The organism is Micromonospora sp. DT63, from assembly GCF_049841615.1.
Classification (GTDB): Bacteria; Actinomycetota; Actinomycetes; order Mycobacteriales; family Micromonosporaceae; genus Micromonospora.
In genome coordinates, this window is record NZ_JBNCKQ010000010.1 from 167,798 (window position 1) to 190,825 (window position 23,028).

Sequence of the window (23,028 nt, forward strand, 5' to 3'; positions counted from 1 at the left end):
TTGGCGATCATCGATGTCTGGCGGGATCGTCGACGTATGACAGGCGTGTTCCCTTCCTCGCTGATCCGCCGCCTGCGGCCGGGTCTGCTGGCCGCCGTCGTGGTGTCGACGGCGGTGCTCATCAGCGCGTTCAGCGTCGCTCCGGCAGCCGACGCCGGGGCCGCGCCGCCGGCCGCGTACCCCGGAATCGTCCCGGCCCCCGGCGGCCTCGCGGAGCCGACCGCCACCGTGCCGCCGGCCCCAACCACGGCGCCCAGTACGCCGAACACCTCGCCCTTCCCGCCGAGCGCGCCGACGAACCTGGCCGCCAGCGAGGTCCGCAGCGGGTCGGTCACCCTCACCTGGACTGCCGCCAAGCCGGGCTGCTGCGCCGTCACCGGCTACGACATCACGTACTACCAGGCGTTCGACGACGTCATCTACAGCGCCAGCGTCGGAGCCGTCACCACCGCCACGATCAGCAACTACATCCGGCCGGGCAGGCAGTACTCGTTCCGGGTGGCCGCCCGGGACAGCCTCGGACACCGCTCGGCCTCGACGGACGCGCTGACCGTGGTCACCCCGTTGATCGACACCGGCCCGGACACCACCCCGCCGAGCGCCCCGCAGAACCTGACCGTCGGCGAGGTGACCGCCTCGACCGCCACGCTGTCCTGGTCGCCGTCGACGGACAACGTCGGCGTGCTCGGATACAACGTCTACCAGTTCGACGGCTGGTTCAGCTCGACACTGATCGCCACCGTGCCGGGAACGACGTACACGGCGGCGCTGCCCGCGTCGACGCCGCTTCGCAACCTGATCTACGTACGCGCCCGGGACGCGGCGGGCAACGTGTCGATCGCGTCCAACACGGTCACCCTGCCCACGACGTCCACTCCGCCGCCCCCGCCGCCCTCGACCTGCCGGGTGACGTACCGGAACCAGTCGCAGTGGCAGGGCGGCTTCGTGGCCACGGTGACGGTCCAGAACCTCGGCGCGGCACCGATCGACGGCTGGATCGTCACCTTCGGCTACCCGGGAGACCAGCAGGTCACCTCGGCCTGGAACGCCACGGTCGGCCAGACCGGGACCAGCGTGACCGCCCGTAACGTCGACTGGAACCGCGCCCTCGCGCCGAACGGCTCCGCGAGCTTCGGCGTCCAGGGACGGTGGGGCGTCAGCGACGCGCCACCCACCGCCTTCTCGCTCAACGGCGCTCCCTGCGCGGTGGGCTGAACGCGTCCCCATTGGAGGATCCTCGTGCGCACACCCCACCGCCGCCGCAGAGCACTGCTCGGGGCGGTCACGGCCGGCATTCTCGCCGTCTCGACCACCCTCGGCGGTACGACCACGCCCGCCGCGGCCGCGAACACGCTCAGCATGCGGGGCGCCGACGTCTCCTCGTTGCAGCGGAGCCTGGATCTGGGCGCCAGGTACTACGACGCCGGAGGTGTCGCCCGCGACCCGCTGGACATCCTGAAGTCCGTGGGCGTCAACTACGTCCGGCTGCGCGTCTGGAACAACCCGGTCAGCGGCTACAACAACAAGAGCAGGGTGTTGGCCCAGGCGAGGGCGGCCAGGGCGAAGGGCCTCAAAGTGCTCATCGACTTCCACTACTCCGACACCTGGGCCGACCCCGGCAAGCAGTACAAGCCGGCCGCCTGGGTCGGCCACAGCCTGAGTCAACTGCGCACCGACGTCTACACCTTCACCTACGACGTCTGCTCCAGCCTCCGCGGCCAGGGCACCACGCCGGACAGCGTGCAGATCGGCAACGAGATCAACGTCGGGATGCTGTGGGACGAGGGCAAGGTCGTCAACAACGACTTCGCCCCGCTGGCCGGCCTGCTCAAGCAGGGCTACAACGCGACCAAGGCGTGTGGCAGCGGCATCCCGGTGATGATCCACACCGCCGACGCCGACAGCAACGCCAACGCGCGATGGTTCTACGACGGCATCCGCGCGCAGGGTGTGCAGTGGGACATGACAGCCCTGTCGTACTACTGCATGTGGCACGGGACCCTGGCGAACCTCTACAACAACATCGTCGACCTGCGCGGCCGCTACGGAAAGCCGGTGGTGATCGTGGAGACCGCGTACCCCTTCACCCGGAACAACGCGGACAGCGAGCCGAACGCCATCGGCGACGCGACCTGTGACGGCATCGGCGCGACGTGGTCCGGGCAGGCCCAGGAGTTCGACTGGGTCCAGAACACCGCCCGCAACGCGGGGGCCATTGGTGTCTTCTACTGGGAGCCGACCTGGTATGCCGTGCGGGGCAACGGCTGGGATCCGGCCAACATCAACGGCACCGGAAACCAGTGGGACAACATGGCCGTCTTCGACTGGTCCGGGCGGGTGAACCCGAGCGTGCGCTGGACGCCCTGACCCGTCGTCTCCGCGTCGGACCGGGCCGGGATGGGTCGTGGGTCCGCGCTGGGGGTGGCCGCCACGCGCACGACCGCCCACGACGCGCGCCGAATGAGCGGCGCCGCCCGGTCACGGTCCCGGCCAGTGGCGGGCGGCGGGAGTGGCCACCGCGTCCCCTGAGCCGCCCGCCATGGCCGACCGGACCACGCGAAGGTTCGTGCGGACCACGACGCTGGCCATGAACACGCCGCACACGGCCTGTTCGATGCGCAGCCAGACCGGGAACGCGCCGGGCCAGGCGACGACAGCGACGATCGCGGCCAGCACCACCATGGCGATGATGCGGAGGCGGCGGAAGGAGCCGCGGTGCCCCGCCGCTGCGCGCCGGGACAGCACCAGGAGCACCGCCGCGCTGGCGGCGACAAGTGGTGTGCGGACCCAGACGGCCGCGGTGACGAGCGCGGGGTCGTGGCGCATGAGCACCACGGCTACGACGGTGGACACGCTGATCACCAGGAAGGCGGCCAGCAGTTTGACAACGGTGGTCAGATGGTCGTTCCTCATGCCGTTCAGCCTGCGTCCGTAGGCCGGGGTGAAGCATCGGCGCGCGGATCGATGTTCCGTCTCCACCCACGGTTGCAGACGGGTCTGCAACCATGCGCCGATGCTGCCGTGGCGACATCGGTCTAGGTTCTAACGGTGCAGACCGAGGAGCCGACGCTGACCCGCCTGCGGGTCGTGCGGTGGATGCAACTGCTGACACCGCTGATGCTGTCGTGGTTCGTGTGGGCCGCCGCCACCGCCGAGCCTGGATTCGGGCTGACCGGCAGGCGATTGATCGTCGTGCTGGCCACCGCCGTGTTCGTGGTCGGGGTGTTCGGCCGCAACGCGGTCGCCGACCTGCCGATCCGACCGGCGTACGTGGTCTTCGTCGGGGCGATGCTGGTGAGCTCGGTGACGCTGGTGGCGGTGCAGCCCGGCGGGCCCGCCTCGGTGGCGGTGCTGGTGGCGGTGCTGTGCGCCGCGACCGGACTGATGCCCGTACGGGTGGCCGTCCCGGTGTTGATCGCGGCTTTCGTGGTGCTCGAGATGGTGGCCTCGATCACCGGGCAGGACTTCGGCTTCCTGGCCGTGCTCGCCGGGTTCGCCGTCCTGTTCGGCCTGATGTATCTGGCGTTCCGCCTGGCCGAGGCGCAGCGTGAGACCAAGCGGCTGCTCGCCGAGTTGGAGGCCGGTCAGGTGGCGCTGGCCGAGGCGGCCGGGCTGGCCGAGCGCCAGCGGCTGGCCCGCGAGATGCACGACGTGCTCGCCCACTCATTGTCGGGGCTGTCGCTGCAACTGGAGGGTGCTCGGATGCTGATCGCCGAGGATCCGACCGACCCGCGCCTGCCGGCGGTTGTCGACCGTGCCCACCACCTCGCCCGTACCGGCCTGCAGGAGGCCCGCCGGGCCATCGGCATGCTGCGCGACGACGACCTGCCCGGCCCGGACCGGCTGGCCGCGCTGGCCGCGCAGTTCACTCGCGACCAGGCCGTACCGTGCGACTTCGTGGTATCGGGGGAGCCGCGCCCGCTGCAGTCGGAGGCGCGGCTGGCGCTCTATCGCGTGGCGCAGGAGGCGATGACCAACGTGACCAGGCACGCGTCCCCGGCGCGGGTTTCGCTGCACCTCACCTACGAGTCGACGGTCACCCGCCTGATCGTCGAGGACTTCGCCGCTCGACCGCCCGTGGTCCCCGACGAGACCGACGGTTACGGGTTGACCGGAATGCGTGAGCGGGCCGAGCTGCTCGGCGGGACCCTCAGCGCGGGCGCGACAGCCCAGGGGTTCCGGGTCGAGTTGGCGGTGCCGGCGTGATCCGGGTGCTCATCGCCGACGACCAGCGGGTCGTCCGCGAAGGGCTGGGCATGGTGCTCTCTCTGATGAAGGACGTCGAGGTGGTGGGTGGGGCCGCCGACGGCGCCGAGGCGGTCAGGCTGGTTCAGGCCGCGCGGCCGGATGTTGTGCTCATGGACCTACGGATGCCGCGGTGCGACGGGATCGAGGCCACCCGCCGCCTACGCGTCGAGGCGCCCGAGGTCAGGGTGGTGGTGCTGACCACCTACTCGGACGACCGGTCGGTGCTGGACGCGTTACGGGCCGGCGCCCGGGGCTACCTGACCAAGGACGCCAGCGGCGAGCAGATCCACGAGGCGCTGCGGCAGGTGGTCGACGACCACGCCGTCATCGACCCGGCCGTTCAGCGGCACGTCGTCGATGCCATCGCGGCCGAGTCGACGTCACCGCCGAGGTTTCCCGACGGTCTGACGCCGCGCGAGGCCGAAGTGCTGTCACTGATGGCCCAGGGCCTGTCCAACGCGGAGATCGCCTCTGATCTGACGGTGAGTGAGGCGACGGTGAAAAGCCACGTCAACCACCTGTTCGCGAAGATCGGTGCCCGGGACCGGGCGCAGGCCGTCGCCTACGCCTTCCGACATGACCTGGGCGGGTCGTGACTCCCCGCTGACGCGCGTTCCCCACGATCAAGGGCATTGCTGGCTGGTTGCGTCGGTTACTGTCGCAGCGTGGCGGACGCGGTCCCTCTGGCATCGGGCCGAGACGCTGACGTCTTCGCCATCGACGATCGGCGCGTCCTTCGCCGCTACCGCCACGGCGGTGACGTGGCCGCCGAGGCCGCCGTCATGGGGTACGTGGCCGGTCTCGGGTTCCCGGTACCCACCGTCCATCAGGCGCGCGGTGCCGATCTCGTCATGGAACGACTGGACGGGCGCACCATGCTGTCGGCGCTTCTGGCCGGTGAGATGGATGCCGTTGAGGCGGCCACGTGTCTGGCGGATCTGCAACACCGGCTCCACGCGTTGCCGCCCCGGCTCGGCGAACGCGACGACGCCCGGATCCTGCACCTCGACCTGCACCCGGACAACGTCATGCTGACGTCGCGAGGGCCTGTCGTCATCGACTGGCGCAACTCCACCGAGGGGCCGGCGGAGCTCGATGTCGCGCTCTCCGCGGTTCTCCTCGCCCAGGTGGCGGTCGAGGAGAACCATCACCTGGCGGCGCCGGCTGCAACGCTGTTGGCAGCGTTCCTCGACCGCGTCGGGGGCGGCCTGCTGACCGTGCTGGACAGCGCCCTGGCGATCCGGCGCAACGATCCGGCTCTCACCGGCCGTGAGCGGGAGCTGCTCGGCGCCGCTGCCGCCCTCATCATCGGTCACCGCTCAGGCCGGGAGACGACGTCGGTCGACGGCGTCTGACGTCTTCATGTCGCGGGCGTCCCGCCTGCCCCGGCGCGGCATCGGCAGGGAGTGGGACGCTCGTCGCCACCCGCTCCGTCGTCAGGGACGCTTGCGGAACGGGGCGAGGACGGCGCGGATCTGGTCGGCCGCGCCCCAGTCGTCGTCGAACTGGGCCAGCACGGCGAGGTGTTGCCGCAGCTGGACGATCGGCATCCGGGCCTGCCAGCCGCTGTCGAGCGAGGTCAGGTCGGCGTACACGTCGAACATCCGTCGCGCCTCGGGCGGGGGAGCGGTGGACCACACGTGGGCGAGGTCGACCTCGGCCCACATGTACGACACGGCCGGATCGATCAGCGCGGGCTGCCCGTCCGGAGTGGCCAGGATGTTCTGTGCCCACAGGTCGCCGTGCGTGAGGCAGGCCGGCCGGTCCGGCAGCAGGTCGGGCAGGCGGTGACACAAGCGCTCCAGCGCGGCCCGTTCGCCGGCGTCCAGCGCCGCCTCGACGCGGGGCTGCCCGAGCCACCGCAGCAGCCGGTGCTGCGCGAAGAAGGCGTACCCGTCGTCGCTCCACGTGTTGATCTGGCGGCGACGGCCCAGCCAGTTGTCGTGGTGCCATCCGAAGCGGGGATGGGTCGTGCTCGTGTGCAGGTGCGCGAGGACGTGCGCGAACTGCTCCCAGAAGACCTCGCTGCGTGGCCTCGGCTCCAGCATCGACAACACGAGCAGCTCCCGGTCCGCCAGGAGCACCTCGGGTGTCGCCACACCGCCGAGCTCGCGGAGGGCGGCCAGCCCGTCGGCCTCCGCGACGAAGACGTCGTCGGCCGGAGCTTCGGCGAACGCCTTGACGAACACCTGCGGCGCGTCCCGTCGGGTGGCGATGCCCGCGAGCGCCGCGAGGCCGCCCGTCACCGGTTCCACCGCGACGATGTCGGGCATCCTGGGTCGGAGCAGGCGCTCCAGCAGGCCGGTCGTCGAGCGCATCGGGTCCGACTCCTCGGGTGCGGCGGTTCGCGTCGCGCAATCCTAGGCGGCGGACGGCCCCTTGTGGAGGATCAAGGGGGCCATCGAGGGGTCACGGTGTGAGGCCGGCCCGGATCGCCAGGATGGCGGCGCCCACCCGGTCCCGGCTGCCGGTCTTGGCCAGCACGTTGGTGACATGGGTCTTGACGGTGCTCATCGACAGGTAGAGGCGCTCGGCGATCTCGTTGTTGTTGAGTCCGGCACCGACCAGGGCGAGCACGTCGGTCTCCCGAGGCGTCAGCTGGTAGACCGCCAGGTCCACGCGGGCGGCCGGTCCGGTGGCGCGGAGCCGGTCGAGAACGGCGCCGGTGACCTCGGCGGAGAGGATGGCCTCGCCGGCGGCGACGGCGCGTACCGCGGCGATCAGGTCGGCCGCGCCGCACCGCTTGAGGAGGAACCCGCGCGCGCCGGAGGCGATGGCGTCCAGGACGTAGGCGTCGTCGTCGAAGGTGGTCACGACGATCACGGCCGGAGCGTGCGGGATTGCGGCCAGCTCGCGGGTGGCCTGCAGGCCGTCGAGCACCGGCATGCGGATGTCCACGAGGGCGACGTCGATGCGGGGGTCACGACGCACGGCATCGAGGAACTGCCGGCCGTCGGCAGCCTCGACGGCGACGTGGATGTCGGGTTGGGTCCGCAGGATCAGGCTGAAGCCGTCGCGGATCAGCTGCTGGTCGTCGACTATCGCTACCCGGATCACGGGTTCGCCACCGGCAGGTTGACCTGCACCATCGTGCCGCCGCCGGGGCGCTGCGTCAGCTCCCAGCTCCCACCGCGCGCCCGCACGCGCTCCTCGATGCCCAGCAGGCCCGAACCACGCCGGGGTGTCCGGGGCGGCCCGACGCCGTCGTCGCTGACCCGCAGGCGGGCGTGGTCGCCGAGGCGGACCAGTTCGACCCACGCCGCCGTGGCCTTCGCGTGGCGGGCGATGTTGGTGAGGGCCTCCTGGGCGATGCGGTAGGCGGTCAACACGCCGACCTCGTCCAGACCCGGCTCGGGGTCCACGCGTACCCGTACCGTCACGCCCTGCTGGCGCAGCGGCTGCGCGAGCAGTTCGTCGATGTCGGACAGGCGGGGCTGCGCGCTCACCGCGATCGCCGCTTGCGGATCGCGCAGGTGCACGACGAGCGTGTCGAGCTCACTCAGCGCGGTGCGACCGCTGCCCGCGATCGCCCGCAGCGCCGCCCCCGGGTCGGCGCTGAGCTGGCCCGCCTCGGCCTGGACCACCATCGCGGTGACGTGGTGACCGACCACGTCATGCAACTCGCGGGCCAGGTTGGTGCGCTGTTCGAGCCAGGCCGCCTGGCCGCGCAGGTCGGCCGCCTCCCTGGTGAGCGCGCGGCCGCGGGACCACGACCGCAGCAGGATCGCCAGGAGATAGCCGACCGTCACGAAGACGAACGGCTGCTCGTACATGCCGCGCCCCGTGAGCAGCGCGGTGGCGAGGGCGCCGGCCGCGCCGAGCAGGCCAGCCAGCCACCCCAGCCACGGACGCCGGGCCGGGTCTTCGCACGTCGAGACGAACACCAGGCAGGCGGCTGCGAGGCCCAACTGCACCGACTCGCCGGTGCTCACGATCGCCAGGAACCCGGCGCAGGCCGCGAAGACCAGGGCGCGGTAGCGCTGCCGCAGCGCCGCCGCACCGAGGCCGACGGGCACCACCAGCCACGCCCAGCCCGCCGGCACGGACAGGCCACCCTCGGCGGTCGTGATCACGAGAGCGATGATCAACCCCGCCGCGCCGTACGCCAGCCGGCGCACCCGCTCGGGGTCCCGCAACCATTCCCGGATGTCGGTCATCACCTGGACAGTCTCCGCGACCAGCTCGGAGGCCGGCCAGTACCTGGGTACCAGATCGGGCGGCACCCCGGTGCTGCCCCGGCGAGCAGATCGGCACCACGGCACGTTCCGCCGAGACGCGTACCGCACGACGCTTCTGGGGTGACTCTCGTCGACTCCCGCGCCGCCATCAGTGTCGGCCCTCTCCGTACGGTTCCCAACTACATCACCGCCGTCCGCACGGTCGCCGCGGTCACCGTCGGGGTCGCCGCCCTCGTCGCGGGATCGGTGGTATTTCTGGCGGTAGCGTACGGTATTTACTGGATCGGGGACATGCTCGACGGCTGGGCCGCCCGCCGGCTCGGGCAGGAGACCCGGGCCGGGGCTGTCCTCGACATCGTGAGCGATCGCGCGTGCACCGCCGTACTCTGCGTGGGCCTGATCTCCCTCGTGCCCGACGTCGCGGTCGTGGCCCTGGTGTTCCTGCTGTCGTTCCTGGTGCTGGACACCATGCTGTCGCTGGCCTTCCTGTGCTGGCCGTTGCTCAGCCCCAACTACTTCCACCTGGTCGACCGCCGGGTATGGGCGTGGAACTGGTCGCCCGTGGCCAAGGCCGCCAACACCGCCGGAGTCGTCGGCGCCATCGCGTTCGGCCAGTACCGGCTCGCGCTGGCCGTCGCCGTCGCCGTCGTCGTGGTCAAGCTGTGGTCGGTCGCCGCGGTGGCCCGGCTGCTCGACCGGGACGGCCGGGCGTGAGCAGCCTCGCCGAGGCCGTGGTGGCGCTCGGTTACGGCCTCGCGTCGGCCCTCGTTCCGGTCGTCAACGCGGAGGCGTACGTCGTGGTCGCCGGCCGCCGTGGCGGCCCCGTTGTCGTCGCCGTGCTCGCCCTGGCGCTCGGGCAGACCGCCGGCAAGCTGCTCCTGTTCGAATCCGCGCGCCGTGGAACGGGACGGCTGGCCCGCCGGCTCGGGAGACAGCGCGGGTCAGGTCGTACGGCGGCCCGAGCCGCCCGGTGGACCGGGCCGATCCGGCGCTGGCTCTCCCGCCGCCGCACCGCGGTTCCCACAGTTCTGGTCTCCGCCGCGGTCGGGGTCCCACCGCTGGCCGTGGTCAGCGTCGCCGCCGGCACCGTGGGCCTGCGCCGCTGGGAGTTCGCCGCCGCCTGCCTCGTGGGGAGGGTGATCCGTTTCGCCCTCCTCGTCCTGCCGGCGACGCTGGCCTGACCCCGTCGTCAGGTGGCCGCTCCAGAGCGCGTACGTGTGGATGACCGGCAACCCGCCCGCCACGCGCACCGCCGCCTGGTCGGTCCGTTCCCATGCGACGCGCTGGTCTGATCGCTCGATCGCGGTCCGGCGAAAGGCTCCCGCTGCCTGCACCACGCGCGCGTTAGTGGGTCACACGGGGCCGACGGAGTTCGCGCAGCACGCCGTGGCGGCGCACGGCCCACGCGAGGCGTCGGACGCTCGGGTGCCGCACGAACAGTGCCGCCGCCCGGCGGATCAGGCCGAAGCGGTTGTCGCTGACCTGGTTCTCCATCGCCTGCCAGATCAGCTCGCGCACCTTGGCGCTGTCCAGGGCCGCCCGTACCTCACGGCGTACCGCAGGGTCCTCGGCCGCCGCGGCGATGGCGGCGGCCAGGCCCGGACGGGCCGCAAGCGGCTCCACCGCCGCGGCGACGAGCGGCCGGCGCACCTCGTCCTGCTCCAACAGCAGCAGTACGGCCTCCCGGATCTCGACCGTTTCCAGGCCCGAGCGCAGCAGGCTCAGCAGGCTGCGCTCGACCTCGCCGTCGTGATCCGGGACGGACAGCGTGGCCAGCAGCACGGACACCTCGTCGAGGTCGATGAGGTGTCGCACCCCGCTGCGGAACTCCGGCAGCTCCCAGGCGACCTGGAGAGCCCTGACGAGATCGCGGTTCATGCGCCATCCGCTACCCGCAAGCGACCGCCGGCGAAACTCCGCCGGCCTGCCCGGCACGACGGGCCGCTCGGGGCGCCCGCCGGTGCCGTGCTCGCCTAGACTCCGACGGGTGAACGTGCGCAAGGGCGGCGTGGCGGACGCGGCGGCGCTCGCGGAACTACGCGGCGTCGACGGACACAAGCTCGGGGCGTACGCGGACTGGGTGGCCGCCCACGCGGACACGCACCTGCCGTTCGTCGCCGAACTGGACGGGCGTGTGGTCGGAGCCGCCTGGCTCCTCGTCGCCCAGCGGGTGCCCAGCAACGAGTCGATGGGCCGGTGGTACGGCGACGTGCAGTCCGTCGCGGTCCGCGAGGAGTACCGCGGTCGCGGTGTCGGTGGTGCGCTGATCGCCGCGATCCTGGCCGAGGCCCGGACGCGGGGGCTGCTGCACGTCACCGTTCACTCCAGCCGCCGCGCGGTCGACTTCTACCTGCGCAACGGCTTCGTCCACCACCGTGAGCTCCTGCTCTGGGAGCCGCCCGCCTCTTGACCGGACGGGTATCCCGCACGGGCGACGGGTCCGGCGGTGCCCGGGGCGGTCCGGGAACTATCGTGCTGGGGTGCACATCCGTTTCGACGTCCCCGCTGATCCCGACTACCCGGGTCGCGTGGCGGCCACGCTCGGCGGTGTTCGGCTGCGCCGGTACAGCTACGTCGGCGCGGTCCTGGCGGCGGTGGGGGCGATCGGTCTGGTCGTCTCGCGCGGGTTCGCGTCCGGCGAGCGGTCGACACCGCTGTGGATGGCGTTGCTCGTGGGTGGCGTGCTGTCGATGCTGTACCTGCCGTGGGTGCGGTGGCGCGCACGTCGCCGCTCCGGTCGTTACGCCGTCGAGGGCGGCTACGACATCACCGACGACAACATCATGATGCGCAGCGGCTCGGAGTCCGGTGGTATCGCGTGGGACGGCGTCGCCCAGGTGAAGGACACCCCGGACTTCTGGATCGTGTACGTCGGGCGGATGCCGGCGACCGTGATCCCCCGGTGGTTGATGTCCGCCGAGGATGCCGAGACGCTGCGGGCCTTCATGGCCAACCGCGGGCTGCTCCGGCACGGGTGAATTCAGGTCCCGCCGAGGTGCGGGATCGCGGGTTCTCGGCGGACTTCACCCCGGTCGGGGTGCGTCGTCGCCGAAGGCCGCCGCGAGCGCCGTCGCGATCAGGTCAGGCAGGTCGGTGCGTCCGTCGTCCTGCGCCCACCGCACCAGCGCGGTGTGCATCGCGGCCAGGCAGGCGCTGGCAGCGGCTGCCGCCGCGAAGGCCGTGTCCGGATCGGCGGCCTCGTCCCCGAGGCCGTCCACGATGGCCTGTTGAAGCACGTACTGGCTGTCCAGGTGCCGGGCGCGGAGAGCGGGCGTAGAGATCATCAACCGCAGGCGGGCTAGCAGGAGCCGGTCGTCGCCGGCGGTCAGCGCCCGCGCCGATTCGACGAGCGCGCCGCCGATGCGGCGCACGAGGGGCTGCCCGGCAGGCGTCGCGGCGATCTGTTCGGCGACCAGTATGCCGTTCTGGTCGAACAGCACGAGGTCCTCCTTCGTCGGGAAGTGCCGATACAGCGTCATCGGAGACACGCCAGCGGCCTGTGCGACGTCGTTCACGGTCGTGCGGTCGTACCCGCGTTCGACGAACAACCGGACCGCGTGGGCCTGGACCATGCGCTGCGTCTCGGCCCGTCGTTGCTCGCGAAGTGTTGGGTGTCGCTCGCCCATGTGTTAGACACTATCGCACTGGTAGTAGCTATCACATTGGGAGCGACTAACACTATGAGCGAGCTGAGTGGTAGGACCGCATTGGTGACCGGCGCGTCACGCGGCATCGGCCAGGCGATCGCGCTCCGGCTGGCGGCGCGGGGAGCGACGGTCATCGCGCACTTCGGCGCGGACGAGGAGGGCGCGGCGGCGACTGTCGACCAGATCCTGGGTGACGGTGGAACGGCGTACGCAGTCGGCGCGGAACTGGGTGTGGAGGGAGACGTCGAGACGCTGCTCGCCGGCGTCCGGACCAGCCTGGCCGGGCAGCCACTGGACATCCTTGTCAACAACGCGGCGGCGCCACCTGCGGGCCCGCTCGGCGCCACGACACGGGCGGCGTTCGACCGTCTGTTCGCGGTCAACGTACGTGCGCCGTACTTTCTCATCGAGCGGGCGTTGCCGATGTTCCGCGACGGCGGCCGGATCATCACGATCTCGTCCGCGGCGACCCGGATGGCCAACGCCACGCAGACGTCGTTCGCCATGACCAAGGGCGCGGTCGAGACGATGACCCTGACACTGGCCAACCAGCTCGGCGCCCGGGGCATCACGGTGAACGCGGTAGCGCCCGGCGCCACCCGGACCGCGACCAACCAGGGGGTGTTCGAGACGCCCGGTCTGGCCGAGCTGATCACCGGAATGACGGCGCTCGACCGGCTGGGTGGCCCCGACGACATCGCCGACGTGGTCGCGTTCCTCGCCTCCGACGCCGCGCGCTGGGTCACCGGGCAGGTCATCGAAGCGAGCGGCGGCCTCTTTCTGGGCCCGCGTCCCTGACCGTGACGGACCTGTTGCGGGCTGGACGAGGAAGCGCAGGTGCGCCGGCGTCGGCCCGGCCACCGGACAACGTGCGGGCGGCGTGATCCCACTCGGAGGTGTGACGCTTGATTCAATAGGAATCTGTCAATAGATTGAGGGCGGGCGCCGCCGAGGTCCGGGCAACCGGGCCGTCGGCGACTGACAGGTCCACCCCGAGCCGGGCACGTCGGTCGTACGCATCGACCAGTCGCTGTGGCGCATCGCCGCGCCGCACCCGGCGCGTTTTGCCGCGCCGCGTCCGTCACGGACGCGCGCTGCCGCGCCGATTCCCCAGCTTGATGGCAGAAGGACTTCTCATGACGATTCTCCGCGCCCGCCCCGCCCCGACCCTGGCGGTCGTCGCCGCGCTGGCCGCCGCCGTGACCGCGACCGGAACGGCAGTGCTCGTGGTGCCCGCCGCGGCTGCCCAGGGCTGCCGGGTCGACTACACGCCCAACCAGTGGCCCGGCGGCTTCACCGCCAACGTCAAGGTCACCCCCGGCGACAGCGCCGTCTCCAGTTGGACCGTCACCTGGACGTACGCCGGGGACGAGCGCGTCACGAACGGCTGGAACGCCACGGTCAGCCAGTCCGGATCGACGGTGACGGCCCGCAACATGTCGTACAACGGCAGCATCCCGGCCGGCGGCGCCACCGAGTTCGGCGTGCAGGGCACGTACGGCACCAGCGGCGGCTCGCCGAGCGGGTTCAGTCTGAACGGCGTGCCGTGCAACGGCACCGGGCCGACCCCGACGACCGGCGTGCCCACCACGCCGCCACCGACGACGCCTCCGCCCACGACGCCGCCGCCGACCACCCCGCCACCGACGACGCCTCCGCCCACGACGCCTCCGCCGACGACGCCGCCGCCCACCACACCGCCGCCGGCCGGGTGTGCCGGTGCGGTGCTCTGCGACGGCTTCGAGAACCAGACGGGCTCGACGCCGTCGGGTGACTGGACGGTGGTGAACCCGGACTGTTCCGGCGCCGGCACGGCCACCATCGACACGACCACCACGCACAGCGGCAGCCGGGCGGTCCGGATCAACGGCGCGGCCGGGTACTGCAACCACGTCTTCATCAGGTCCACCAAGAACCTCAGCAGCGTGGGCAGTGTGCGGTACGGCCGGATCTGGGTGCGGCACACCACCGCCCAGCCCACCGACCACACGACCATGATGGCGATGGCCGACGCCGCCGACGGCAACAGGGACCTGCGGATGGGCGGCCAGAACGCTGCCCTGCAATGGAACCGCGCCTCCGACGACGCGACCCTGCCCGAGCAGAGCCCGGCCGGGGTGGCGCAGAGCGTGCCGCTTCCCACCAACCGGTGGACCTGCCTGGAGTTCATGGTGGACGGCTCGGCCGGTCAGCTGCGTACCTGGCTGGACGGCACGGCGATCGCGGGGCTGACCGCGGACGGCGTACCGACGCACGACATCGACGGCCAGTGGTACAACCGCACCTGGCGTCCGCAGCTCACCGACCTGAAGCTCGGCTGGGAGAGCTACGGCAACGGGGCCGACACCCTCTGGTACGACGACGTAGCGGTCGGATCCAGCCGGATCGGCTGCTGACCCTCCGGAACCTGGCAGGAGACAGCTGGATGTGCCAAGGGTGTGGCCCGGTCGACGTGTCACACCCTTGGCCGTTCCGACTGCCCCGGCCGGCGGTCGGGTCGGGACGTCCACCGACAGCCCTGGCTGTCACAGGGCGGCGATAGCCTGCTGCCATGGCGAGCGCCGAACTGGAAGAGTTGATCGTCACGGACGCCGGCGCGCTGCGCGCATGGTTGTTGGAGAACCACACCACGTCGCCCGGCGTCTGGCTCGCCCTGACCAAGAAGGGCGGCACGGTCACCACGCTGACCTGGCAGCATGCGGTCGACGAGGCGCTGTGTTTCGGCTGGATCGACGGGCAGGCCCGCAAGCGGGACGAGCAGTCCTCCTGGATCCGGTTCACCCCTCGCCGGGCCCGCAGTGTCTGGTCCCGACGCAACGTCGAAAACATCGCCCGGTTGGAGGCGCAGGGACTGATGATGCCCGCGGGCCGCGCGGTGGTGGAGGCCGCGAAAGCCGACGGACGGTGGGCCGCCGCGTACGCCCCGCCGTCGGAGGCCGAGGCGCCGGCCGACCTGCTTGCCGCCATCGCCGCCGAACCCGCCGCCCAGGCCATGTTCGACGTGCTCACCAAGGCCAACAGGTTCGCGCTCATCTACCGCCTCAACGCCGTCAAACGGGCGGAGACCCGCGAGCGGAAGATCGGCGAGTTCGTCGCCATGCTGGCCCGCCACGAGACCGTCTATCCGCAGAAGGCCCGGCCGGCGGGCGCCCCGCCTTCGTGATCACGGCGCTCCGCTGGCCCCAACCCGGGGCGTCGAACAGGTCCGCCCGGCCGCGCGCCGCGACAACGACGTCCGCCGACCGTACGCGCCCGGGGAACGGCGAAAGCGCTCTCAGTCGGCGCCGTCCACGCGGGCGGCGATCTCGCGCAGGGCGGCGATGTGGGCGCTCAGGGCGGCCCGACCGGCCGTGGAGAGGTTGATCCAGGTCCGTGGGCGCTTGCCCACGTAGCCCTTGCGTACCTCCACGTACCCGCCGTCGCTCAACGTCGAGATCCGCTTCGACAGGGCGGAGTCGCTGAGCTCCACGGCGTCGCGGACGAACGCGAACTCGGCCCACTCGGTCCCCGCCAGCAGCGCCAGGATGGCCAGCCGGGTGGGATCGAGCAGGGCCGGGTCCAGCTTCGGGTCGGCCACCGGTCAGGCCGTGCGGGTGAGCACGCGGTGCTGCCACCACGGGCCGGCGGCGGCCAGCAGGACACCGATGATCACGCCGCTCCACAGCCAGACGTGCGGGACGTCCAGAGCGGTGGCGAGCGCGGTGCCGCCGATCAGCAGGGCCAGCACCAGTGCCGACCACAGCAGGCTGGCCGGGCTGGGGACGATGCGCGGGCGCACCGGCCGGCGCAGCAGGGTTGCGCCCCACCGGGTGTTGCCCGCCATGGAGAGCAGCAGCAGCAGGATGACGATTGTGGTGCCGTACGTGCGCACGAAGTCCGGATACCGGTCCGCGAGGACTCCGTAGGCCGCGACGAGGACACCGGCCCCGAGCCAGGTCCACCGTGACCGACTGGCGGCCGCTACGGTCTGGCCCCGCCGCCGGTCGACGTCCTGCAGAGCCCGTCGTGCCTCTTCGGGCGTCGGAGTGGTGCTCATCAGGCAGCTCCTCGGGGTGGGGAAAGTACTTGCTCGTACGGAAAGCTAACACTCACTTTCCGTACGAGCAAGTACTTGCCGGGGCGGGAGGTCCCGGGTGGCAGCGCTGCCGCCCGACAGTCATGGACCGGGCGGCAGCGCTGGGGAGTCACTCCGGGAGTTGGTAGAGGCGGTAGCGGGCGACGGTCTCGAAGCCGATCTGCCGGTACACCGGCTCGCCCTCGCTGCTCGCCTGGAGCGTGACGATCTGCCGTCCCGAGGCACGGGTGAGGCGCAGCGCCTCGCGGGTGAGCGCCGTGGCGATGCCCCGCCGACGAAAATCGGGGTCGGTGGCGATGCAGTACAGAGCGCCGATGTCGGTGCCGAGCGACAGGGTGCACGTGCCGACGGTGCGGCCGTCGATCGTGCCCGCGAGGCGGACCACGTCCGGGTAGGCGAAGTTCAGCTCCCGGTCGACGGCGAGCCCGGGATCCCCGGGGAGGCCGAGCGGCCCGGCGTACGCGCCGACGTACTCCCGCATCTCGGACGGGTCGGCGACGTGCCGGATCCGCAGGTCGCTCGGCGCATCGACCTCGGCCACGGTGGTCACGTCCACCGCCATCACGGGCATGTCGGCGATCTGCTTCGCGCCGCGGTCGAGCAGGCCCTCGGCGGTGCCCTCGTCGCTGTCCGCCCCCACCCACCAGCCCCAGTGCGAGCCGGTCAGGTGCTTCCTCGCCTCCGTGATCGCCTCGTCGAGTGGCAGATCGCGGACGCGAAGGACCCCGTTGAGCAGCGGGTGCGCAATGTCGGTGCGATAGGTGGGCAGGTCGGTGTCGGGGTCGGTGCCCGCCCAGCCACACCAGTACCGGCGGTTGGCGGCGAGTTGCGGTTCCAGGTCGTGGATGGAGTACGTGGTCATACCCTCAGGACATCCCTGGGCTGGCAGAAGTTCGATTCGCCGCGGAAGAAATCTCCGGCCGGGCCGGCCGCGGGGTGTGCAGGAGGCGCACCTCGCGTACCAGGCCCCCTTTCTCCCGGAGCAGCCAGGTCGCGCCGGGTGGGCAGTGGAACGGGTCCTCCGGCGGGTTGATGAAGGCGTTCTCCCAGATCGTGATGCCGGAGCCGGCCAGCACTCCGGTGATCTTGTGGCTGACACCGAGGTCGTTGTCCTGCCGAATGACCGCGAAGAGTGGTTCCCTCCCGATCGTCCGGGTGCCGTCCGGCCACCAGAAAACCATGTCCTCGGCCCAGCGCGCGGCCACCTTGGTCACGGACGCGCCATCGGCCACCGCCGACAGGATCGTCGCCGCCTCCTCGCGCCGCTCGGCGCGCAGCGTCCCGGCCCCGTCGTGCCGCGCGTCCCGGACGCGGGGGAGGACCTCGGCCAGCTGCCGACGCGCCTCGCTCAGGCGGCTGCGGACGGTGCCGACCGGGGTCCCGCACAGCTCCGCGATCTGCTCGTACGAGTTGTTCTCGGTGAAGTAGCGCAGCAACGCCACCGTCTGGGCGGCCGGCGACAACTGCTGCAGCCCGTGCCAGACCCAGTCCCGCATGGCGCTCTGCTCGATGCGGGCGACCGGGTCGTCGAGCTCCGAGGCGAGCAGGTTCTCACCTGCCACTCCGACCGGCACGGGCCTGCGCGCGCGCAGCATCGTCCGGCAGTTGTTGCGGACGATGGCGTGCAGCCACTGTCGCACCGCGCCGGGATCGCGCAGCTCACCGATCCGGCTGAACGCCGCGATCGCCGCGTCCTGGCAGGCGTCCTCGGCGTCGGGCCCGCCGCCCAGAATGCGGTGGGCCACGGCGAGCATGCCGGCGTAGTGACAGTCGAACAGCAGCGCGAAGCTGCGGGGATCGCCCTGCTGGGCGCCCCGGACCAGCTGCGCCGTGTCGTCGGCCGGCACGGGTCTCGAGGTCGAAAGGAGCATGCCGGAACGCTAGCGCGACCTCCGCGAGAAGTGGTTTTCCCCGAATCTCGACAGCCAGGGCCAAAGCGGGCAATGGAAGCCGGGTGACGCGCCGAGCCAGGTACAGACCTGGGCGGTCGAGAGCAACGGCAACCACCCCAAGCTGGCGGACATGGCCGCGTCCGGTCAGGCCGGCCCGAAGGACGTCCGTGACCGAGCACGAGCCGCTCACCGACGCGTTCGGCGCGTACCGCGATTTCGATCTGTGCAGCCCCGGGCGCCGCTCAGGCGGAGGAGGGCAGGCGCGAGCCCGAGGCGTCGACGGTCTGCCGCGTCCCGTGCACAGTGACGCCGGTCAGCCGGATGCTCCCCAACGCCTCGGGGATGCGCGGATCGGTGCCGAGACGGCCGTCGCGGACGTCGAGCCCGAGCATCGACCGCAGGAGCAGCAGGGGTGCGCCGCTGGCCCAGGCCTGGGGATTGCAGGCGGTGGGGTAGGGCACGGGCCGTCGTCCGAGCGATCGGTCGTACCCGGAGAACGCCTCGGGCAGGCGGTAGTCGAAGTGTGCCGCCGCATCGAGCATCGCCATCGCGATCCGGTTGGCCGCGTCCCGGTGGCCGTACCGGGCGAGCCCGGCCGCGATGATCGAGTTGTCGTGCGGCCACACCGTGCCGAGGTGGTAGCCGATGGGGTTGTATCCCACATCCTCGGTGGACAGGGTCCGGACACCCCAGCCGGAGAACATCGCGTCGGACATCAACTGCCGAGCCACCGCGGCGGCGCGATCGGGCGGGACGATTCCGCTCCACAACAGGTGACCCATGTTCGAGGTCATCGAGTCGATGGGCCGCTTGTCGGCGTCGAGGCCGATCGCGTAGTAGCCGCCGCGCGTCGGCAGCCAGTAGTCACGGTTGAACCGCTCGCGCAGATCGGCGGCCTCGCCACGCAGGCGTCGCGCCAACGGGGCGTCGGCCCACGGCCCGTCGGCGAGTTCCGCGGCGCGGAGCTTGGCGTCGTAGGTGTAGCCCTGGATCTCGCAGGTGGCGACCGGCAGGTCGGGGAGCCTGCTGTCGGCGAACTGCACACCGTCCGGTGAGTCGCGCCAACACTGGTTGCGCATCCCGTCGGGGGAGCGCGTGGCGTACTCGACGTAACCGTCGCCGTCGCGGTCTCCGAATTCGTCGATCCACCGCAGGGCGGCGTCGGCGTTGGGCCGCAACTGCCGCACCAACGCGTCGTCGCCCGTCCACCGCCAGTACTCCGAGAGCAGGATGAGCCACAGCTGGGTGGTGTCGGCCGAGCCGAAGCAGGGGCCGTACGGTGCGATGCCGAGCTGCGTCAGCTCCCCGGAGCGGAACTCGTGCAGGATCTTCCCGGGCTCCTGGTCGCTGAAGTGGTCGACGGTGTTGCCCTGGTGGGCGGCGAGCGTCACCAACGCACCCCGCGCGACGTCCGGTCCACAGCTGATGCTCTGGTAGGCGGTGACCAGCGTGTCCCGCCCGAACACGGTCAGGAACCAGGGCATCCCGGCGGCCAGCAGGACGACCTTCTCGCCGTTGATCTCCTTGACGATGCGCATCGACAGCAGGTCGGCGGCGGACTTGTGATAGACGTTGCGCAGCAGTTCCGAATCCGCGCTGAGGTCCGGCTTGTTGGCCACCCACCGCGATGCCAGGTCGTCGGCGTCGGGGTCGTGTGCCTCGCCGAAGGCGCGGCCGCGCGGCCGGTAGTCCGCGCCCTGGCAGTTCAGCAGCACGCGCAGCTCGCAGTTCCAGGTGTCACCTCGCCCCAGGTGCACGTCCCAGACCAGCGCGTCGCCTTCGACCTGGTCGGCAGGTGGGTTTGCCTCGACGGTCGTGCCGGCCGACCAGTGCGAGTTCTGGTAGGAGAAGCGCAGGGTCGAGCCGTCCGACAGGTGGGTTCGGCGGATGTCGGCCCGTCTGCTCCGCCCCGCCCGCTTGATCTCGAAGAGGTCGGCGAAGTCCACACCAACATCCAACCGCAGGCGTACGCGGACCGGTTCGGTGCCGAAATACTGCACCGCGATCCGCTCGTGCATGCCGTCTCCGACGAACCGTTCCCGCCGCACGCCGATCCTGTTCGCCTGCAGACCCGGCAACTCCGGATTGGCGAGGAAGAACGCCGCGGAATAGGCATCGACCGCGCTGGCGCTGAGCACGAGTGGGGCGAGCCCGTCGAGAGTCAGCTGCCAACGGCTGAGGTAGCGGGTGTCGTCGTGCACCAGACCGGCGATGGAGTCGCCCGGCACGTCACCTGTCGAATTGGACAACATGAAGGTCCGGCCTTCAAAAATGCCGATGGAGTCCGAGCCCAGTTCCGGGGGCATGTCGCGATTGGCGCCGCCGTGAGCCTGTTCCTGCTGTTGCGTCGGCCGCGAATTCATGGCACCCGCACCTCCCCGTTTGGCAGGGGCGGCCCCGCCGTGCACGTTCGCAGTCTAGGACTCGAAAAGATGACCTCGCTGCGATATCGAAGGGCACTGCCAGCGGCGTCCGCAAACCCGGGGCCGGGCCGCTCCGTCCGCTGTGGCCGGTTCCGCGGCACTCGGCCGGTTGAGGATGTTATCGATAACATGCTATCTTTCGGCGCGGGAGCGAAGGGCACGCTCCCAGTCACCTCAGTCAATCGGCAGAGGCACGCCGAGGGCTCGCCCTCGGGCCGCTTCGCCGGTCGGTGACCAGTCCGGGCCGCTCCGCCACTGCCAGGCGACCGCAGGCGGTCGTCGGACGACCCTGGTCCGGCTGCACTCCCCGCTTTCCTTGCCCCGTCACGGACAACCCCGGCAGCGACGGTACGGCCCGTACGCGACCCGTGTGCGCCATCCGGCCCCAGGAGCATGCCGGCCCGCACACCGGTGCGAACCGACTCGTCGACGGCGAGGTGCATGTCCTACGGACGATCAACGGCAAGGAGTCGAGCAATGGTCAAACGGAGACAACTCTTCTCGTTCGTCGCGGCCGCGGTGGTTCTCGTCGCGGCGACAGGTGGTGCGCTGCGCGGCGGATTCGGCACCGAGGCGGCGGCTGCCACCAACGGTACCCTCGCGGCGACCGCGGGTTGCGGCAAGGCGCCCACTCTCACCAGCGGGACGCGCACGATTTCCAGCAGCGGCCAGAATCGCAGCTACATCCTCCAGATCCCGGGCGGTTATGACAGGAACCGTCCGTACCGACTGATCTTCGGCTTCCACTGGCTGAACGGCTCGGCCAACAACGTCGCCTCGGCCGGCTACTACGGGCTGGCGCCGTTGTCGAACAACAGCACGATCTTCGTCGCGCCCCAGGGCATCGACGCCGGTTGGGCCAACACGAACGGTCGGGACCTGACCCTGTTCGACGACATCTCCCGGCAGGTCGAGAACGACCTCTGCGTCGACACGACCCAGCGTTTCGCCCTCGGCTGGAGCTACGGCGGGGCCATGAGCTACGCGGTGGCCTGCGCCCGACCCACAGTCATCCGCGCGGTCACCGTGCTCTCCGGGGCCAACCTCAGCGGCTGTAGCGGCGGCACCCAGCCCGTCGCGTACTTCGGCATCCACGGCATCCACGACAGCGTGCTGAACATCTCCCAGGGCCGGGCGTTGCGCGACACGTTCGTCCGGAACAACGGCTGCACCGCACAGAGCCCGCGCGAGCCCAGCCAGGGCAGCCTCACCCACATCACCACCACCTACTCCGGCTGCCGCGCGGGTTACCCCGTGCAGTGGGCCGCGTTCGACGGCGACCACACCCCGAGTCCGGTCGACGGGTCGTCCAGCCCCAACGACTCCAGGACCTGGACCTCGGCGGAGATCTGGCGATTCTTCAGCCAGTTCCAGTCCACCACGCCGCCGACCACGCCCCCGCCCACCACGCCGCCGCCGACCACGCCTCCGCCCACCACGCCGCCGCCGACCACGCCTCCGCCCACCACGCCGCCGCCGACGACGCCGCCGCCGACCGGGGAGCCGGGCAGCTGCGCCGCCACCTACCGGGCAGTCAACAGTTGGCCGGGCGGCTTCCAGGGTGAGGTCACCGTCGCCAACAACACCGCCACCTCCATCAGCGGCTGGACCGTACGCCTGACTCTGGCCAGCGGCCAGGCCATCAGCAGCCTCTGGAACGGCACCAACACGGGCACCACCGGCAACGTCACTGTCCGCAACGCCGCCTACAACGGCGCCCTGGGGCCGAACGCCTCGACCACCTTCGGGTTCACCGCCACCGGCAACGGTGACACCGCGCCCAGCAACGTCACCTGCACGAGCCCCTGACCACTGAGCCCGGGGTCCGGAGCCACCAGCTCCGGGCCCCGGGTCGGGGTTCGACCCGGCGGTCACCGCCACGGCGGGCAGCGCTCGCGCGGCGGGCCGTGCACCCGGTGATACGAGCTTCGGCGGCACGCCTGTCGGAGCGCCGACGCCCGAGGCGGCCGTGACCAGGTCATGAGTCGACGTCGATGTTAGCGCCACCATCCCGGATCTTCCGAGGCGTCTTCCCCGTTCGAGGACCGCGGACGGTGTGGCGGCCGCGCATGATCGGCGTCGATCGGTCGCGCCGTGCGTGGGCGCGGATCGCCGGCTCACCGAAGCGCCAATGTTACGACTTGACGAACAGCATGTTATCGCTCACAGTCGATGGTCAAGGACGGCGGCGGCTACGGCTTACGGGGCGGGCCTGCTCCGCCAACCTTGGTTCAGGCGTGCGTCCACAGCATGCAGGGGATCTTGTTAGCGCGAACATTCCCGACGCATGCACCCGGTCGCGTGTCGCGGTACGCCCAGCTTCGGGTGACCGTTCGGCTCCTGGTGATTGAGGAGGATCATGTCTGCCTTTGGTAGGTCTCCGTCGACGGCACCGCCCTCGCGGCGGCGAGGGTGGTTGGTGCGGGCAGTGGCCGCCGGCGCGGCAGCGGTGGTGGTCGCCGGCGCCGCAGCGATGGCGGTGTCGTCACCCGCGTCAGCGGCGACTGTCGACACCAGCGCGTGGTACGTGTTGGTGAACCGCAACAGCGGCAAGGCTGTGGACGT

General features: G+C 71.2%; 24 protein-coding genes. 13 read left to right on the plus strand and 11 right to left on the minus strand.

All coding sequences use genetic code 11. The features are described 5' to 3' along the window. The first annotated feature begins 36 nt into the window (after window positions 1-36). Both ACLQ27_RS29035 and ACLQ27_RS29040 read left to right on the plus strand, forming a co-directional pair. Complete coding sequence (locus ACLQ27_RS29035; RefSeq protein ID WP_425869693.1) at window positions 37-1,215, plus strand: cellulose binding domain-containing protein; 1,179 nt, start codon at window positions 37-39, stop codon at window positions 1,213-1,215. Between the two features lie 24 nt (window positions 1,216-1,239). Further along, window positions 1,240-2,367, plus strand: a complete 1,128-nt coding sequence (locus ACLQ27_RS29040) for a glycoside hydrolase family 53 protein (protein WP_425869695.1) — start codon at window positions 1,240-1,242, stop codon at window positions 2,365-2,367. Window positions 2,368-2,478: 111 nt separating this feature from the next. Here ACLQ27_RS29040 and ACLQ27_RS29045 read toward each other — a convergent pair whose 3' ends face one another. Then, entirely contained in the window at window positions 2,479-2,913 is a 435-nt protein-coding gene (locus tag ACLQ27_RS29045; protein ID WP_357495434.1) for a hypothetical protein, read from the minus strand. A 135-nt stretch (window positions 2,914-3,048) separates the two neighbouring features. Here ACLQ27_RS29045 and ACLQ27_RS29050 point away from each other — a divergent pair, with 135 nt between their 5' ends. From ACLQ27_RS29050 to ACLQ27_RS29060, 3 genes are all read left to right on the plus strand, one after another. Further along, window positions 3,049-4,206: a sensor histidine kinase gene (locus ACLQ27_RS29050; RefSeq protein ID WP_234587605.1), complete on the plus strand. Its 1,158-nt coding sequence runs from the start codon at window positions 3,049-3,051 to the stop codon at window positions 4,204-4,206. Further along, entirely contained in the window at window positions 4,203-4,844 is a 642-nt protein-coding gene (locus ACLQ27_RS29055) for a response regulator transcription factor (RefSeq protein ID WP_357495432.1), read from the plus strand. The genes ACLQ27_RS29050 and ACLQ27_RS29055 overlap by 4 nt, the downstream gene beginning before the upstream one ends. A 69-nt stretch (window positions 4,845-4,913) precedes the next feature. Continuing rightward, complete coding sequence (locus tag ACLQ27_RS29060; RefSeq protein WP_425869699.1) at window positions 4,914-5,603, plus strand: phosphotransferase; 690 nt, start codon at window positions 4,914-4,916, stop codon at window positions 5,601-5,603. 81 nt (window positions 5,604-5,684) lie between these two features. Here ACLQ27_RS29060 and ACLQ27_RS29065 read toward each other — a convergent pair whose 3' ends face one another. The 3 genes from ACLQ27_RS29065 to ACLQ27_RS29075 all read right to left on the minus strand — a co-directional run bounded on the left by ACLQ27_RS29065 (window position 5,685) and on the right by ACLQ27_RS29075 (window position 8,471). Further along, window positions 5,685-6,566 carry a fructosamine kinase family protein gene (locus ACLQ27_RS29065; RefSeq protein ID WP_357574528.1) on the minus strand — a complete coding sequence of 294 codons (882 nt, stop codon included), beginning with the start codon at window positions 6,564-6,566 and terminating at the stop codon, window positions 5,685-5,687. 91 nt (window positions 6,567-6,657) lie between these two features. Then, window positions 6,658-7,305: a response regulator gene (locus tag ACLQ27_RS29070; RefSeq protein ID WP_234587609.1), complete on the minus strand. Its 648-nt coding sequence runs from the start codon at window positions 7,303-7,305 to the stop codon at window positions 6,658-6,660. Beyond that, complete coding sequence (locus ACLQ27_RS29075) at window positions 7,302-8,471, minus strand: sensor histidine kinase (RefSeq protein WP_425869701.1); 1,170 nt, start codon at window positions 8,469-8,471, stop codon at window positions 7,302-7,304. The genes ACLQ27_RS29070 and ACLQ27_RS29075 overlap by 4 nt, the downstream gene beginning before the upstream one ends. A 75-nt stretch (window positions 8,472-8,546) precedes the next feature. Between ACLQ27_RS29075 and ACLQ27_RS29080 the strand changes: the two genes are divergently transcribed. Both ACLQ27_RS29080 and ACLQ27_RS29085 read left to right on the plus strand, forming a co-directional pair. Then, complete coding sequence (locus ACLQ27_RS29080) at window positions 8,547-9,140, plus strand: CDP-alcohol phosphatidyltransferase family protein (RefSeq protein ID WP_425869703.1); 594 nt, start codon at window positions 8,547-8,549, stop codon at window positions 9,138-9,140. After that, window positions 9,137-9,607, plus strand: a complete 471-nt coding sequence (locus tag ACLQ27_RS29085; RefSeq protein ID WP_425869705.1) for a VTT domain-containing protein — start codon at window positions 9,137-9,139, stop codon at window positions 9,605-9,607. Before ACLQ27_RS29080 ends, ACLQ27_RS29085 begins: the two co-directional genes overlap by 4 nt. A gap of 163 nt (window positions 9,608-9,770) precedes the next feature. Here the strand turns inward: ACLQ27_RS29085 and ACLQ27_RS29090 are convergent, their stop codons facing one another. Beyond that, entirely contained in the window at window positions 9,771-10,304 is a 534-nt protein-coding gene (locus ACLQ27_RS29090) for a hypothetical protein (protein ID WP_405425811.1), read from the minus strand. Window positions 10,305-10,413: 109 nt separating this feature from the next. Between ACLQ27_RS29090 and ACLQ27_RS29095 the strand changes: the two genes are divergently transcribed. Further along, entirely contained in the window at window positions 10,414-10,836 is a 423-nt protein-coding gene (locus tag ACLQ27_RS29095; protein WP_425869707.1) for a GNAT family N-acetyltransferase, read from the plus strand. A 70-nt stretch (window positions 10,837-10,906) separates the two neighbouring features. Further along, entirely contained in the window at window positions 10,907-11,404 is a 498-nt protein-coding gene (locus tag ACLQ27_RS29100) for a YcxB family protein (RefSeq protein ID WP_425869709.1), read from the plus strand. A gap of 45 nt (window positions 11,405-11,449) precedes the next feature. Here ACLQ27_RS29100 and ACLQ27_RS29105 read toward each other — a convergent pair whose 3' ends face one another. Further along, window positions 11,450-12,052 (minus strand): TetR/AcrR family transcriptional regulator, encoded by a 603-nt coding sequence (locus ACLQ27_RS29105; protein WP_357495413.1) that lies wholly within the window; start codon window positions 12,050-12,052, stop codon window positions 11,450-11,452. Window positions 12,053-12,136: 84 nt separating this feature from the next. Between ACLQ27_RS29105 and ACLQ27_RS29110 the strand changes: the two genes are divergently transcribed. From ACLQ27_RS29110 to ACLQ27_RS29120, 3 genes are all read left to right on the plus strand, one after another. Continuing rightward, the gene (locus tag ACLQ27_RS29110; RefSeq protein WP_357495411.1) at window positions 12,137-12,871 is read left to right on the plus strand and encodes an SDR family oxidoreductase; all 735 of its coding nucleotides are present in this window, start codon (window positions 12,137-12,139) and stop codon (window positions 12,869-12,871) included. Window positions 12,872-13,209: 338 nt separating this feature from the next. Further along, entirely contained in the window at window positions 13,210-14,469 is a 1,260-nt protein-coding gene (locus ACLQ27_RS29115) for a cellulose-binding domain-containing protein (protein WP_425869714.1), read from the plus strand. Window positions 14,470-14,624: 155 nt separating this feature from the next. Beyond that, the gene (locus tag ACLQ27_RS29120; RefSeq protein ID WP_425869716.1) at window positions 14,625-15,236 is read left to right on the plus strand and encodes a YdeI/OmpD-associated family protein; all 612 of its coding nucleotides are present in this window, start codon (window positions 14,625-14,627) and stop codon (window positions 15,234-15,236) included. 111 nt (window positions 15,237-15,347) lie between these two features. On the opposite strand, the gene ACLQ27_RS29125 is transcribed toward ACLQ27_RS29120, so the two are convergent. The 5 genes from ACLQ27_RS29125 to ACLQ27_RS29145 form a co-directional block, all read right to left on the minus strand. Continuing rightward, window positions 15,348-15,650 (minus strand): winged helix-turn-helix domain-containing protein, encoded by a 303-nt coding sequence (locus ACLQ27_RS29125; RefSeq protein WP_357495405.1) that lies wholly within the window; start codon window positions 15,648-15,650, stop codon window positions 15,348-15,350. A 3-nt stretch (window positions 15,651-15,653) separates the two neighbouring features. Then, window positions 15,654-16,109, minus strand: coding sequence for a hypothetical protein (locus ACLQ27_RS29130; protein ID WP_357495403.1), 456 nt, complete (start codon window positions 16,107-16,109; stop codon window positions 15,654-15,656). Window positions 16,110-16,257: 148 nt separating this feature from the next. Next, window positions 16,258-17,010 (minus strand): GNAT family N-acetyltransferase, encoded by a 753-nt coding sequence (locus tag ACLQ27_RS29135; RefSeq protein ID WP_425869717.1) that lies wholly within the window; start codon window positions 17,008-17,010, stop codon window positions 16,258-16,260. A gap of 4 nt (window positions 17,011-17,014) precedes the next feature. Continuing rightward, a complete protein-coding gene (locus tag ACLQ27_RS29140; RefSeq protein ID WP_357495399.1) occupies window positions 17,015-18,019 on the minus strand; it encodes an RNA polymerase sigma factor in 1,005 nt (334 codons plus the stop codon). A gap of 263 nt (window positions 18,020-18,282) precedes the next feature. Beyond that, entirely contained in the window at window positions 18,283-20,403 is a 2,121-nt protein-coding gene (locus ACLQ27_RS29145) for a glycogen debranching N-terminal domain-containing protein (RefSeq protein WP_425869719.1), read from the minus strand. A 537-nt stretch (window positions 20,404-20,940) separates the two neighbouring features. On the opposite strand from ACLQ27_RS29145, the gene ACLQ27_RS29150 reads away from it, so the two are divergent. After that, entirely contained in the window at window positions 20,941-22,272 is a 1,332-nt protein-coding gene (locus ACLQ27_RS29150; RefSeq protein WP_425869721.1) for a cellulose binding domain-containing protein, read from the plus strand. Window positions 22,273-23,028: the final 756 nt, after the last annotated feature.

Excerpts from the sequence above, each read along its gene's own strand:
- ACLQ27_RS29035 (WP_425869693.1), top strand. The coding sequence starts at position 37 with ATGACAGGCGTGTTCCCTTCCTCGCTGATCCGCCGCCTGCGGCCGGGT.
- ACLQ27_RS29045 (WP_357495434.1), bottom strand. The coding sequence starts at position 2,913 with ATGAGGAACGACCATCTGACCACCGTTGTCAAACTGCTGGCCGCCTTC.
- ACLQ27_RS29065 (WP_357574528.1), bottom strand. The coding sequence starts at position 6,566 with ATGCGCTCGACGACCGGCCTGCTGGAGCGCCTGCTCCGACCCAGGATG.
- ACLQ27_RS29090 (WP_405425811.1), bottom strand. The coding sequence starts at position 10,304 with ATGAACCGCGATCTCGTCAGGGCTCTCCAGGTCGCCTGGGAGCTGCCG.
- ACLQ27_RS29105 (WP_357495413.1), bottom strand. The coding sequence starts at position 12,052 with ATGGGCGAGCGACACCCAACACTTCGCGAGCAACGACGGGCCGAGACG.
- ACLQ27_RS29115 (WP_425869714.1), top strand. The coding sequence starts at position 13,210 with ATGACGATTCTCCGCGCCCGCCCCGCCCCGACCCTGGCGGTCGTCGCC.
- ACLQ27_RS29120 (WP_425869716.1), top strand. The coding sequence starts at position 14,625 with ATGGCGAGCGCCGAACTGGAAGAGTTGATCGTCACGGACGCCGGCGCG.
- ACLQ27_RS29130 (WP_357495403.1), bottom strand. The coding sequence starts at position 16,109 with ATGAGCACCACTCCGACGCCCGAAGAGGCACGACGGGCTCTGCAGGAC.
- ACLQ27_RS29135 (WP_425869717.1), bottom strand. The coding sequence starts at position 17,010 with ATGACCACGTACTCCATCCACGACCTGGAACCGCAACTCGCCGCCAAC.
- ACLQ27_RS29140 (WP_357495399.1), bottom strand. The coding sequence starts at position 18,019 with ATGCTCCTTTCGACCTCGAGACCCGTGCCGGCCGACGACACGGCGCAG.
- ACLQ27_RS29145 (WP_425869719.1), bottom strand. The coding sequence starts at position 20,403 with ATGAATTCGCGGCCGACGCAACAGCAGGAACAGGCTCACGGCGGCGCC.
- ACLQ27_RS29150 (WP_425869721.1), top strand. The coding sequence starts at position 20,941 with ATGGTCAAACGGAGACAACTCTTCTCGTTCGTCGCGGCCGCGGTGGTT.